Annotated in this window: 13 protein-coding genes; 6 read left to right on the top strand and 7 right to left on the bottom strand. The window is 49.0% G+C overall.

Translation table 11 applies throughout. The annotated features are described in order from the left end of the window. Nucleotides 1–39: 39 nt before the first annotated feature. The 6 genes from R5H23_RS02980 to R5H23_RS02955 all read right to left on the bottom strand — a co-directional run bounded on the left by R5H23_RS02980 (nt 40) and on the right by R5H23_RS02955 (nt 4,847). Nucleotides 40–402 carry a hypothetical protein gene (locus R5H23_RS02980; RefSeq protein WP_317214290.1) on the bottom strand — a complete coding sequence of 121 codons (363 nt, stop codon included), beginning with the start codon at nt 400–402 and terminating at the stop codon, nt 40–42. Between the two features lie 213 nt (nt 403–615). After that, nucleotides 616–2,025 (bottom strand): ATP-binding protein, encoded by a 1,410-nt coding sequence (locus R5H23_RS02975; protein ID WP_317214289.1) that lies wholly within the window; start codon nt 2,023–2,025, stop codon nt 616–618. Further along, a complete protein-coding gene (locus R5H23_RS02970; protein ID WP_099212967.1) occupies nt 2,022–2,744 on the bottom strand; it encodes a response regulator in 723 nt (240 codons plus the stop codon). The genes R5H23_RS02975 and R5H23_RS02970 overlap by 4 nt, the downstream gene beginning before the upstream one ends. Before the next feature lie 564 nt (nt 2,745–3,308). Continuing rightward, a complete protein-coding gene (locus R5H23_RS02965) occupies nt 3,309–3,851 on the bottom strand; it encodes a flavin reductase (RefSeq protein ID WP_317214288.1) in 543 nt (180 codons plus the stop codon). Further along, nucleotides 3,841–3,966: a hypothetical protein gene (locus tag R5H23_RS02960; protein ID WP_317214287.1), complete on the bottom strand. Its 126-nt coding sequence runs from the start codon at nt 3,964–3,966 to the stop codon at nt 3,841–3,843. Before R5H23_RS02960 ends, R5H23_RS02965 begins: the two co-directional genes overlap by 11 nt. Continuing rightward, on the bottom strand, nt 3,963–4,847 hold the full coding sequence (locus R5H23_RS02955; RefSeq protein ID WP_052750087.1) for a LysR substrate-binding domain-containing protein: 885 nt from the start codon (nt 4,845–4,847) through the stop codon (nt 3,963–3,965). The genes R5H23_RS02960 and R5H23_RS02955 overlap by 4 nt, the downstream gene beginning before the upstream one ends. A 137-nt stretch (nt 4,848–4,984) precedes the next feature. Here R5H23_RS02955 and R5H23_RS02950 point away from each other — a divergent pair, with 137 nt between their 5' ends. Both R5H23_RS02950 and R5H23_RS02945 read left to right on the top strand, forming a co-directional pair. Beyond that, nucleotides 4,985–6,091, top strand: a complete 1,107-nt coding sequence (locus tag R5H23_RS02950) for an LLM class flavin-dependent oxidoreductase (RefSeq protein ID WP_317214286.1) — start codon at nt 4,985–4,987, stop codon at nt 6,089–6,091. 24 nt (nt 6,092–6,115) lie between these two features. Further along, nucleotides 6,116–6,931: a class II aldolase/adducin family protein gene (locus R5H23_RS02945; RefSeq protein WP_317214285.1), complete on the top strand. Its 816-nt coding sequence runs from the start codon at nt 6,116–6,118 to the stop codon at nt 6,929–6,931. 25 nt (nt 6,932–6,956) lie between these two features. On the opposite strand, the gene R5H23_RS02940 is transcribed toward R5H23_RS02945, so the two are convergent. Next, the gene (locus tag R5H23_RS02940) at nt 6,957–8,123 is read right to left on the bottom strand and encodes an acyl-CoA dehydrogenase family protein (RefSeq protein WP_317214284.1); all 1,167 of its coding nucleotides are present in this window, start codon (nt 8,121–8,123) and stop codon (nt 6,957–6,959) included. Nucleotides 8,124–8,385: 262 nt separating this feature from the next. On the opposite strand from R5H23_RS02940, the gene R5H23_RS02935 reads away from it, so the two are divergent. The 4 genes from R5H23_RS02935 to R5H23_RS02920 all read left to right on the top strand — a co-directional run bounded on the left by R5H23_RS02935 (nt 8,386) and on the right by R5H23_RS02920 (nt 13,365). Continuing rightward, a complete protein-coding gene (locus R5H23_RS02935; RefSeq protein ID WP_264649750.1) occupies nt 8,386–9,225 on the top strand; it encodes an ABC transporter permease in 840 nt (279 codons plus the stop codon). Next, entirely contained in the window at nt 9,222–9,947 is a 726-nt protein-coding gene (locus R5H23_RS02930; protein WP_317214283.1) for an ABC transporter ATP-binding protein, read from the top strand. The genes R5H23_RS02935 and R5H23_RS02930 overlap by 4 nt, the downstream gene beginning before the upstream one ends. Before the next feature lie 26 nt (nt 9,948–9,973). After that, complete coding sequence (locus tag R5H23_RS02925) at nt 9,974–10,588, top strand: nitroreductase family protein (RefSeq protein ID WP_317214282.1); 615 nt, start codon at nt 9,974–9,976, stop codon at nt 10,586–10,588. Nucleotides 10,589–10,998: 410 nt separating this feature from the next. Next, nucleotides 10,999–13,365 carry a TonB-dependent receptor plug domain-containing protein gene (locus R5H23_RS02920; protein ID WP_317214281.1) on the top strand — a complete coding sequence of 789 codons (2,367 nt, stop codon included), beginning with the start codon at nt 10,999–11,001 and terminating at the stop codon, nt 13,363–13,365. Nucleotides 13,366–13,426: the final 61 nt, after the last annotated feature.

Genomic DNA, 13,426 nt, shown 5'->3' with positions numbered 1-13,426 from the left:
TTTCTATTTATAAAAAGAGAAAATATTGTTGTTTTCTCTTTAAGGTTTCCAGTTGGCCTCGCTTACAAAGCCTTTTTGCTGCGGATCCATGGCAAAGAAGAAATAGAGTAGAATAGATTCCTGTTGTGGCTCTGGAAGTGCTTTGAATTCGCGTGCGTGTATTCCGTTTTTGCAACGGATGATGGTCTCAAGCGCAATTCTAAATTCTGGCCAAGAAAGCCGACCATCATGATCTGCATCTAAGGACGCAAAGCCTGATTTCTGAACTACTGTTTCAGGGCATTTGTCTGGTGATTTAGCATGTACGGTGAAAGCGAAACTCATCGCGTTGATGCAGAACAGATAGCCGAGAAATCGTAAGTAGACCGCCATGGCGAATTCACAGCGCATCTGCTCAGCCATTTTTACCAAGAAAGGATGAAACAGATAATTCCATTGAATAAACCTCACCAGAATATAGACTACAAGAGAGGATCACCTCAAAGGTAATATCGAGGATCCTCTATGCCGTTAATCTACAAGACAAGGATTTCTAAAATATCTCTCTATTATTTCAGAATTGAAACACAAGATAATATTTTTATAAAATAATAATAAATTATATCCGCAGAGTTTTTATTTAAAATTATTTGATGTGGATAAGAAAATAGAATTCTGATTAAGCAGACTGACACGTACTTCAAGGCCGCCTTCGACATGATTGCAAACATCAATTGAGCCGCCATGAGCCTGAACAATTGACAAAGCCGATGTAAGCCCCAGACCCACGCCACCAGTTTCTCGGTTGCGGGATTTATCAACCCTAAAATAGGGCTCAAATATTCGTTCGATTGCACTTTCAGGAATGCCAGGGCCTTTATCTCGAATGGAGACGATGTATCGCTCTTTGGTGCATATTAACTCTATCGTCGGCGGAGTAGCGTATTTGATCGCATTTTCTACCAGATTGGTAAAAACACGCTTGAAAGCAAATGGTCGACCTTGGCATGTCGCGCGGACTGGGCCGATGTAGTTTATTGAAATATTCTGGTCCGCAAAATCATTGACAATCGTATGCAAAATTCCGGGAAGATCAAATACTGTAATATTTTCACTTATGGCATCGTCACGAAAGAAAGAGAGCGCGCCATCAATCATCGCCTGCATTTCATCAACATCACGAAACAGCTTTGCCTGCTGTTCGGGATCTTCGATAAACTCTCCCCTAAGACGGATACGGGTCAAGGGCGTTCTCAGATCATGAGAAATCGCCGCAAGCATGGTTGTACGGTCGGCAATGAATTTCTGAATCTGCGCCTGCATGGCGTTGATCGTTCTTACAACCAACCGTAACTGCCGGGGCCCGGTCTCCGGAATGGGGGCAGTATATGGTTTAGCGCCGTAACGTCCCACATCTTTTGCAAGTTTTTCAATTGGTTGAGATAGTTGACGGGAGGCAATAAGCGATACTGCGATGATCCATGACACGAGAATTGTGAGTTCTAAAAGAAGGCGTTCGCGGGCGTAAAAGCCCCAACTACGCACAAGCGCGGAGCAAAGGAGCCAGCTACCGTCCTGGAGTTGTAGAGCCAGAAAAGTCGCATTCGGGTATTTGCGCTTATCAACACGAATACCCTCCGCTGCGGAAACAGGGTTTTCTATCGAGAATGCATCAAGGCGCCGCGCTGTATTTCCGATGAATGACGAAATCAATTGTTCCCCGGACTGGACTTCGGACGGCTTGTAATGGGCCGTTTCAAGGGCCTTTGCGGTATTGCTTCCCGTTTCAAACCACTCAAACGTCAGCCTCTCAGTTGAAGCAGCACTAGAAAGCTTGACGCGATCAAACTGTGGGGCAGCACTGATTACGCGACTTACTGTAGCGACTTCTTGTAGGAGGCCGGTTTGTTCAATATTAGGTGCTGCCCAATACCCCCCAAACATGAAGAATAACTGGAGAAAACCAATTGTCGTAGCGGCTGCAAGCGCAACAGTGGTTACGAGGCGAAGGGTAATGGTGTCTTCAAACCATAGGCGGCGTTTCATAAACGCTTGACCGCAGGGGAGAACAAATACCCTCCATTCCGAACAGTACGAATTACGGTCGGGTTTTTAGGGTCATCTTCAAGTTTATGCCGTAGACGACTGATCTGCACATCGATGCTGCGGTCGTAGGCCGTGTGGTTTCGTCCCCGGGCGAAATCCAGAAGCTGATCTCTGGTAAGAACTCTCTGAGGGTGTTCTACTAAAGCTAACAAAAGCTCGAATTCTCCACCTGATAAGAGAACCAAGGCATTATCTTCGGATCGCAGTTCACGGCGCGCGACATCCAAGCGCCAGCCCCCGAATGCCAAAAGGGGACGGGCTTCATTCTCGGATGAAATTTCATGCTTGCCAGATGTTCGCCGCAAAACTGCTTTAACTCTGGCAAGAAGCTCACGCTGATCGAACGGCTTTGTCAGATAATCGTCCGCTCCGATTTCCAAACCGACGACCCGGTCCGTATGTTCTGCCATAGCAGAGAGCATGATGACTGGTACATTCGAAGACGTTCTCAGCCGACGACAGAGGCTAAAGCCATCTTCATTGCGTAGCATGATATCTAGAATGACCAGATCAACATTTCCTGCCGATATTGCGGAGAACATGGCTACGCCATCCTCAGCTATGGACACGGTATAGGAATGTTTACCGAGAAAGTTTGTCAACAAGGCGAGAATGTCCTTGTCGTCATCAACGATAAGGAGATGAGGCATCACAGTCATCCGGTCTTGATAGCATGTGAGATCATCCTGATGATGTCTCTTATGTGAGTAAATTATTTCAGCACGGACATATTCCTCTCATCCACAATTTCCTTTTGCCTTTCAATCCATCAAGTGCCGTTTTGATATCTAAAAGGTATAGCATTTCTAAGCTGACATATTACGGACATCTCATCGAAAAAAATCGCTACTACAACGGCTAAAGGTAGTCCTTCCTTCAGGTGGGCCCGAAAAATTTGTAGAAAAAAGGTGCTATTATGCTGGGGCGAGTTGCGATTTTTAAGTTTAATTTTGGATACATGACATACATAATTTTGTGCATAATGGATGTTATAAATAATCCATTTAATATTTATATTTATTTTGGAAAAATATCAGTCATCGGGCCTATTATGGGAAAGTTTTTTATTGAATTTTACCGCACCATTGAACAATCTAAGAGAGACGTTTTAGAAATCTACTCTGTTAATAATTAATATTATACTTGGGATTTTATCCAACGCATCCCCGCAATATGGGCATGTCGCAAGTGCGGGAGCGCGTTAGAAATGACCTTCCTAGCTTTTACTGCTTTTTAATGGGCAGGTGATGAAAATCACGGGAAAACCACGTGAGGCCATGTTCGGCTTCAGGGTTATTATATATGGACTGAACTTCGCAAAAGAGCACATCATGTGTTCCGGCGCTATGTATTGTTCGTATCACACAATCAAGCGTTACAAGAGCGTCTGACAAAAGCGCAGCACCAGTTTCACCAATTTCCCACGTGCCGTGAGAAAATTTCTCTTGAGCATCAAGAGACCGGCTCGCAAATACGCGTGCCAGGTCGCTATGATTTGGCGACAACACACTAATTCCTACGATACCGTTCTGCAAAAAAGACTGGTGCGATCGATTGCTGCGATTCAGGCAGACAAGCACTGTTGGTGGGGTATCGCTGACGCTACTAATAGCTGAAACTGTAAGTCCTTGGCGTCCACCCGGGCCGTCTGTCGTGACCAGAACGACTGGTGCTCCAAGTAGGCTCATTGCCTCGCGAAACTCTTCCTGACTAACCTGAAAAGAACTGTGCTCGGGGAGCAACGTGGCGGCAGGGTTATGTGACATAAAAACTACCTTTACTAGCTTTAGGGTTCAGGACGGCATATCTGCCGAAGAAATTGGTAAGGGCTTCACGAAGCACCAAAAAGCCTGCTTCCTGTGGCGCTTCGGCTTTACTCATTGGTCAGAAGCTGCCTGCACAAGTAGCTCCGCCAGATCTTGAGCCGCATCGGGCAGGCCGTTTCTTTGAATCAAAATCGTCTCAATTTCGGGGACTTCGGGAAGTAACCCGGCAGGAAGAGTAGAAAGCCCCTCCGCAGCAGCAAAGCGACGCGTTCGGCAACTGGCGCCCAAGCCGCTCCGGACACCGGCACGCATGGCAGGAAGGTGTGGCGTTTCGAGAACTATGCGATAATCACGGCGGGCCTTCGCAAGGGTTCCGAGTGCGGCGTCCCTGAAACGGCATGGCGGCTCCAGCAAAACCAAAGGAATTTCAGGCTGATCCAAAGTGCTGGGATCTCCTATCCAAACCATTTTATCATGCCCGACAATACGCCAGCTTGAGTTGGGTCGATCGCCGTGTTGGCCAAGGCACAGGACAATATCCAGCCGGGAGCGGTCAAACATCTCCAGCAACTCCACTGATCCGCCTACGCGGATTGTCAGACGGCACCGGGGATGTTCCAGTCTAAAACGGGCCAATACATCTGGTAGGAGCGTGTCGGCAAAGTCCTGCACCATCCCAACGGTTATCGGCTCAGGATCAGAAACATGCCCAAGTTTATGCATGATGCGGTCATTTAAGGTGAGAAGCTGCCTTGCATATGCCACCAATTCTTCACCCGCAGGCGTCAGAACCAGCTTTCGTCCATCACGTCTGAACAGCTTTTGTTGAAGCACGTCTTCCAAACGCTTCATCTGAAGGCTTAAAGCTGACTGAGTCAGGAAAATGGTTTCGGTCGCCTGAGCCATGGAACCAGCTTCAACAATTGCGACAAAAGAACGCAAAAGCTCAGTCGGAACATTGCGTGCCATGCGCTGGGGCAGAGAAGGGGTGGACATAGCAGCACTCCAAGGCGAACAAGACATAAAACTATATTATGTGGTTGTATTTATATTTTTCACTTGAGTCATGACGTACAAAAAAGTGTATATTGTCAATACAACAATATAATATCGTTTTTTAAGGAGGCTGTGACGTGTCTGTGGACTTCATCGGCTTTGTTGGCAGTCGCAATCATTCAGAGATCATTCCGGCTCATGGCCCGGTCATTGATCTTGCTCACGTTGAAGCTGCGGCAAAAACACATGAAGCTGCTGGTTTCGATAGGGTTCTGGTTGCCTTCCATTCAAATTCTCCTGACAGCATTCTGCTTTCACAGCACATTGCAGCCACGACAGAGCGTCTTGGACTCATGGTCGCGCATCGTCCTGGCTTCACAACTCCCACGCTTGCAGCCCGACAGTTCGCAACTCTTGATCACATCAGCCGTGGACGTGCTGCCGTGCATATCATCACGGGTGGAAGCGATATTGAGCTCCAGGCTGACGGAGACCATACGACCAAAGCTGAGCGTTACGCCCGGACGCACGAATATATAGAAATCCTACGACAGGAATGGACCAGTCATTCCCCCTTTGATTATCAGGGCCAATTTTATCGCGTGAATGGCGGTCAATCACGCGTATTGCCTTATCAGGGTCACACCATCCCAATCTATTTTGGCGGCTCTTCAGACGAAGCCATCGCCGTCGCCGGACAGCAGGCAGATGTCTATGCACTTTGGGGAGAAACGTACGAGCAAGTACGAGAAACCATCGCTCGCGTAAGCGCTATTGCGGATAAGGCTGGACGGACCATTCGTTTCTCGCTGTCGTTGCGTCCCATCCTGGCCGATACGGAAGCGAAGGCTTGGGCCAAAGCGGACCATATTCTTGCCAAAGCCCGGTCTCTTCAGAACGAGACGGGTTACATCCGGGCCACATGCATTCCAAATGAAGGGTCCCGTCGACTCTTAGCCGCCGCTGAGCAAGGAGTGCGGCTAGATAAGCGCCTCTGGACCGGCCTCGCCGCTTTGACAGGGGCAAAAGGAAATTCAACCTCCCTTGTCGGAACGCCAGATCAGGTTGCTGATGCGCTTCTTGATTACTATCGCCTGGGAATCTCCACATTTTTGATACGGGGTTTTGATCCAATCATGGATGCTTATGAATATGGCCGGGATCTTTTACCCCGAGTACATGCCTTGATTGAAAAAGAAGATCGCCTCAACGGTAAAGAAGGGATGAAAATTTCAAGAAAATAGACGAAATTATTTCAATATTGGAAAATGATCATGACTACCAAATCACAAAATGTTAGAAGCTCTGAAAATGGCTTCAGGAAAAGACCTTTCTATTTGCAGCCTCGGATACCCGCACAAACTTTTGAAGAAGAACGTCTTCATCGAAAACAGCGGTTGGCCGCAACATTTCGATTATTCAGTCGATATGGATTTGATCAAGGCCTGGCTGGCCATGTTACCGCGCGAGATCCGGAATTTCCGGATCGATACTGGATAAACCCCCTCGCTGTCCATTTTTCGCAAATCCGGGTTTCGGATCTTCAATTGGTAGACCACGACGGCAATATCCTGATTGGACAGCGACCTATCAACACGGCTGGATTCACTATTCATTCTGCGCTTCATCGTGCCAGACCCGACATCATTGCTGCTGCACACACCCACTCGACATACGGGAAGGCCTTTTCCGCCTTGGGAACCGAACTCCTTCCGATCACTCAGGATGCCTGCTCGTTTTATGAAGATCATGCAATCTTCAATCCCTTCAGCGGGGTCGTTCTGGATGACAAGGAAGGCGATCGCCTTGCGCGAACTCTGGGCGGCAAAAAAGCCCTCATACTGCAAAACCACGGCCTTCTGACCGCAGGACCTACTGTGGAAGCTGTGGCCTGGTGGTTTTTAGCCATGGATAACGCTGCACACACACAGCTTCTGGCACAGGCTGCTGGCCCTCTAAAACTCATCGCACCAGACATTGCACGACTGACTGCCGGGCAGGTGGGGAGCGCAGAAGGTGCCTATTACTCGTTTCAGCCCCTGTGGGACTGGATTTTGGCCCTTGAGCCTGACTTTTTTGACTGATCCGACGATCCCAACGAGCCTAGTTTTATTTTTTCAGTGCTTCGCGGCCAGCCGCCAGAAGAGCGCTATCTCCCTGAGGCGTATGAATTCGCCCACACAGGACGTTCCGATAGTGGCGTTCCAAGGGATTATCTTGGCTTAGACCAGGATTTCCAATGGCTGCCACCGCCTTGCCCACGGCAAGGATGGCGTTCTCAGTGACCGAGTGCTTGGTTAAACCCGCCAGTATGGTGACTTCAGTGCCTTGCTCTTGGAGGTAAAGAGCTTGATCGATGAGCCCGGCATTAGAAAGGAGAAGTGCGTCAATTTCGCCAAGAAGAACCTCGAACCGTGGCAAAGTCGCTAGAGACGCCCCTAGATTGGACGGGATGCGCTGGTGCAGGAAGTTAATCAGCCAATTACGGGCCGCCACAGCAATACCATTATACAGCGAAGCAATAACAATGGCATGCCAACTGGCAATGGCTACAGTAGGGCGACCCTCATTTGACGCAGACGCTGAAAGCAGACCAAGGTATCGCTCTGGAATTTCCACATTATCAAAGATGATTGTATGGCTTCCGGTCGCGCGCATACCCATCTGGTGCCAGCTTTTCTCAATGCGGACACCTCGAAGGTCCAGCGGGACCAAGACAGGACCAACCTTGGGGTCAGTCTCGTCCGTTTTGGCCCAGACAATTCCCCATTGCAGGGCAGTCGAGCCTGTTGAGAAGATTTTGCGGCCGCTGATGCACCAGGCTTGTCCGCGCTGACTGACAGTCGTAGCTGGCAAACCGCCTCTGGCAGGCGTTCCTAACTCCGGCTCAACACGTAGAGCATTGATGAGCGCCCCCTCCTGAAGAACGCTCTCGAACAACTCCTGTTTGACTTCTTCCGACCACTCGGACGAATGAGCAAAAGCTGCGGTTTGAAGATACTGCATTGCCAGAATAAGCGCGGTTGAAGGGTCTCCTTGAGCGATCTGTCCGACAATCCTGACTATCGCGCTCAGTGAAATATCTCGGCCGCCTGCGCTTCTGGGAAGAGCAAGCGATAAAAAACCCGCATCTTGAAGATCCTGAAGGTTCTCGAGGGAAATGTTGCCACTCCGGTCATACCGCGCAGCCCGCTCTTCGAACAATGGAATGAGCTTTTTGAGAACCTCGTCCATGCCCTCTGGGAGGCAGTGCTCTAAAAATAGCTTGTCACCCATGGGGGGTCTCCGATCTCAGTCTGGCTGAGATTACAACATCTTTGACGGGACACGGAAACCGAGGGCTGAAAATATCCCGGACAACACACGCTCTTCTTTCTGGATTATCTCGTTACAAAAGCTGCACACGCCAGTGTGTCGGACAGGAAAGGTCGCGTGACGACCGTCAAGTCCTGTAAAACTTTCACATTTAGAATATTCATCTGACATCTCCGCGCAGAGTTGAAACAATCATTGCTTCTTTCGGTTGTGGAGCAAGCCAATGTCAGACACCGTCGTCTTGACCGAGACGCAAAGCGCCACCGAAGTTCCAAAAGGGCCATTGTCGTTTGCAAGCCTTGCGTCTTTGCGGAGATACGCGTCCCCCGTTTTTTTGGTCTGTTGCTGGCAGGCAGCGTGCTCCTCAGGTTTCTTGTCAACGCGACTTGTCTCATCTCCTGTTCAGATAGCTGTCACAGGATGGGCGCTCACCCGTGACGGAACGTTGCCATATAATCTTGGTGTCTCCCTTCTGCGGGCTGCAAGTGGGTTAGGACTAGCTCTCACCTTAGGCGTCTTGCTGGCTCTTATCTCAGGCCTGTCCAAAGCAGGTGAGGACATTGTCGATGCGCCCCTGCAGATATTACGTACCCTTCCTGCGCTGGCGCTGGTTCCATTATTCATCCTGTGGTTCGGAATTGGTGAAACACCTAAAATTCTGCTCGTCGCGCTAGGCGCCATATTTCCGATCTATCTGAATCTTCACAGTGGAATTCGCTCCATTGACCCTAAACTTCTGGAGATGGGGTCCACACTAGGCCTGTCACGCTGGCAGACAATCAGGGACATTTTTTTACCGGGAGCGCTACCAGATTTCCTGACAGGCTTGCGGTACGCCGTAGGGGTTTCCTGGATGATGCTTGTAGTTGCAGAGCAGGTAAATGCCGAAAGCGGGATTGGCCATATGATGATGGATGCGCAGGATTTCATGCGCACGGATATCATTCTGGTCGGACTTCTCGTCTACGGGGTCCTCGGTCTGCTGTCAGATCAAATTATCCGCTTTCTGGAAGCCATATTCCTGGCCTGGCGCCCCAGCAATGAAAAGAAGCGCAAGACATGACTGCTTTAAAAACTGCTCCACAAGAGGCAGCAGTTAGCATCGAACAACTGACAAAACGCTTCGACGGCGGCCCTCCCGTGTTGGACCGGCTCAATCTGGCCATAGCTCCAGGCGAATTCGTAGCGTTGCTCGGACATAGTGGCTCAGGAAAATCCACTCTCCTGAGAACACTTGCAGGACTTGATCCAGTGACAGAAGGCATTGTGACCAGACCACAACGCGTTTCAGTCGTTTTTCAGGAATCCCGGCTGCTACCTTGGAAAAAGGTCTGGAAAAATGTTGTTCTAGGCCAAGAAGACGCGGGTACCAGACAGCGTGCAGAAGCCGTTTTGGAAGAAGTGGGGCTGTCACATCGAAGCAATGCATGGCCTGCGACCCTTTCCGGTGGTGAAGCGCAGCGGGCTGCCTTGGCCAGGGCACTCGTGCGGGAACCTGCCTTTCTCATGCTAGACGAACCCTTTGCGGCCCTTGACGCACTCACACGTCTGAAAATGCAGCAATTAGTCGCCGACCTCTGGAAAAAACATGGCTGCGCTGTTCTTCTTGTCACGCATGATGTCGATGAGGCGCTGTTACTTGCAGATCGAGCCGTTGTGCTCGAACAAGGGCAGATCCGGGTCGATCTTCCAATCCCTCTTTCACGGCCGAGAAAACACTCTGATGGTGGTTTTGAGGCTCTCCGGACAACCTTGCTCAATGCGCTGGGCATTCATGGCGCATGAGCATTTCTTCTAAAAAGGCTATATATATGACGACCGCTCCTGAGCGCACCGCTCATTCATCTGTCGAACCGCTCATCCTTAATCGCTGGTCTCCAAGGTCTTTTAGTCCGGTAGATATTGATCCTCAGGATCTTCTGGCATTTCTCGACGCGGGACGGTGGGCACCTTCAGCATATAATAGTCAGCCGTGGCGTTTCATTTATACTCGGCGCAACACCCCAGAATGGGACCGTTTTCTATCGTGGTTAATCCCTTTTAACCGGTCATGGGCAGAAAACGCATCGGCGATCGTGTTTGTCGCATCCAGAACGATTACCATTTCAAGTCGAACTGGCGAGCCATCTCCTCTGACGACGCACGCATTTGATGCCGGCGCGGCTTCTGTCCTTGTTCAGTTACAAGCATCTCAAGCAGGGTGGGCTGTTCATCCTATCAGTGGCTTTGATCATGATCTCGCCCATGCAGGCCTGGAATTGCCGGAAGACTATGAGCTTCATGCAGCATTGGTCATTGGAAAGCAGGCGAAGGGGGAGAACCTCTCAGAGGAACTGCGGAAACGTGAGCAGCCCTCCAGCCGGGCCAGTCTTAACGAACTGGCGTTTGAAGGGCGCTTCAACGCGTCGGAAAAATCTGAAGACTGATCACGTTGGGTTACCTCTCGAGAGCGGTATTTCTCTAGTAAGTCGCATCAGTCTCTTATATCTTAAAAATCGATTATGCTTTTCTATATTGATTAGAAAGGCATAATCATAGAGATAAAACAAATAATAATTTATCATATATAATAAATATAGATAATAATATAAATTTACGTATGGTATTTATTTTATATAACTAATAATAATTAATTAAAATTACTCTTCAAAATAATTTATCAATTTCATAAATTTGTTTTATCGAGGTGTTCCTGAAAATATATTCCCTCTTATGTCAAAAAAATTCAGCACCAAGGAGCCAAAGGCAGAATCGGTTTACAATCGTAATTAATAGGTATTAGAAAGGTATTATTCATGGTTTACCTATGACGGGCTGAGGCTTGGGAGAGAGAACGATGCGTTATCGTAAGTTTCTTATGCTGGGGGTAGGGTGTGCCGTTTGGGCAACAGCTTCCGTAGAGGCAAAATCTACGTCGCAGGCTGTATCCGAAAATAAAAAGGAAAAATCCATTTCCGCTTCGGGTGACGCTGAAGAAGTAAAGGTCACGGCGAAGAATGCTCCCGATGGAGCAAGCGGGCATTCGGCTGGAGCGGGTATGATGCCTGTTCAGACTGTACCCAAGGCCCGGAGTGCCTTTACTCGAGACTTTATTGCGCATCAGCCGCCGACGCAGAATACCGCATCCATGATTGCCAGCATGCCGGGTGTGGCCGTTGGGCGAAATGATCCACTCGGACTTGATGATCAACGCATCAATCTTACGGTTCGAGGGATGGCACAAACGGAAATTGGCTATCTGATGGACGGAATTCCTGCTGCGGACCCGTCGAATTACAAGCTTTACACAACGCAGAACGTAGATAATGAAAACCTGGCTCGCGTAGACCTGACGCAAGGTTCAGCTTCACCTACATCTCCCCTGTATAATGCTGTCGGTGGTGAACTGACACAGACTCTGCGAACGCCTTCAGATCATGCTGGTGGCTATGCAGACTTCAGCGGCGGGTCCTACAGCCTGGACCGTGAATTTTTTCGGATAGATACCGGAGAAATCGGACATACCGGCATCCGATCCTATGCGTCTTTTTCCCATACACATGCCGAAGACTGGCGTGGTCCAGGCTACACAACCCGCTATCATATGGATAACAAGACCGTAAAAGAGTGGGGACATAGCGGGGCGGAACTACTGGTTTCATACAACACCACGACCAGTTTCTATCCGCGCTTCCCAACACTGACTCAGTGGAAGCAGTACGGTACCAATTTTAACTGGGAAAAGGACTATATCCCAGGCAGCGCCAATTATTACCGTTTCCAGCAGAACGTCCGAAACGCCATTACGATCGGCGCTCCGATGCATTTTGACTTGGGACATCAACTAACTGCTCACCTGAATCCTTATTACATGCATTCCGATGGGTATGGAGACGTCGGTAGCAGTCTGAGCAATACTGGCAGCTATTACGGAAACATTCCAGCCGGGAACCTGAACGTATCCCCATCCTATAACGGTTCTTTCCCCGTTTCGATTACGGACACGTTCAAAGAAAATAATGCCGGGCTCAACGCCTCGTTGTCATGGAAACATGGTCACAATACTCTAACGGTCGGGTACTGGTACGCATACTTTGCGCAGCCAGAAGCTGCAACATATGCTGCGGCGGATGCGAACGGTAGTATCGCCAGCATGTCTGGAAAGTACCCGGTTGTTTCTGCGGCGGGTGACGTGCTGCACAGTTACAATATTAATTTTATGCAGCAGACCAATACAGCCTATATTGTCGATGAATATAGTGCACTGAATGACCGCTTAAAGCTTTCTGCCGCATTCAAAGAAAGCATGATTACAAGACAACTCACGCAAATCATGCCTGGGCTACCCTCATACAGAAATGGCAATAGCGATGCCGTGCCGCTTCCTCAAGTGATGGCAAGTTATCAGATCACACCGAATGACCAAATTTTCGTTAACGGAACAACGGGCTTTGCCGAACCTGCTGGGTGGCCGAGCTACGCTGATTTTATCAGCGTCGCCACCGGCAAACAGACGCGTGGCCATGCACAAAATCTAAAGCCAGAATACGCAATTTCTGAAGAGCTGGGATATCGCCATCATGGCTTCGTAAACGTCAATATTGCCCTATTTAATTACAATTTTACAAACCGTCAGGTTTCTACGACAGAAGTTGTGGGCGGAACGCGAGTGAGTTCATCCATTAATGGTGGTGGACAAACATCGCGCGGAGCAACTATTGAACTGGGATTGAAGCCTTGGCATCATTTAAGCCCATATATCTCAGGACAGTATATCCACGCGACGATCGATAATAACTTGAGAGCGTCCAGCGGTGACTATCTGAGAACTAAGGGAAAACTGGCTGTTAATACGCCAGAATTCACAGCATCCGTCGGAATTTTGTATGATAATGGCAGCGCCTTTGGTGGCCTTTTGTTCAACTATGTTGGAAGTCAATACTCCACATTTATGAACGATGAGAAGATGCCAGCATATGAAACTCTGAATATGAATTTCGGCTACAGATTTCAGTCTGTTGGTTTCCTGCATCGCCCGCAAATTCAGCTGAATTTGGTTAATCTTGGGCTTGGTAACAAGGGTTACCTCTCTTCGACGTATTCTGTTGCAACGAACGCTCATGCCACGACGGGCGTGTATGGCACAGCGATCGCCGCCAGCGCACCAACTTACAACGTCGCAGGCGGATTTGCAGGAATTGTCTCGGTCTCCTCTGGATTTTGAGACACGCGAAAAAATGAGCGCTCGGGAAATGTTCAGGACTATCCCCAGCGCTCATCGATCG

Source organism: Gluconobacter sp. GP1 (genome assembly GCF_032913585.1).
Classification (GTDB): Bacteria; Pseudomonadota; Alphaproteobacteria; order Acetobacterales; family Acetobacteraceae; genus Gluconobacter; species Gluconobacter cerinus.
The sequence above is the reverse complement of the archived record's forward strand: the minus strand, read 5'-3'. Positions and strand labels throughout refer to the sequence as shown.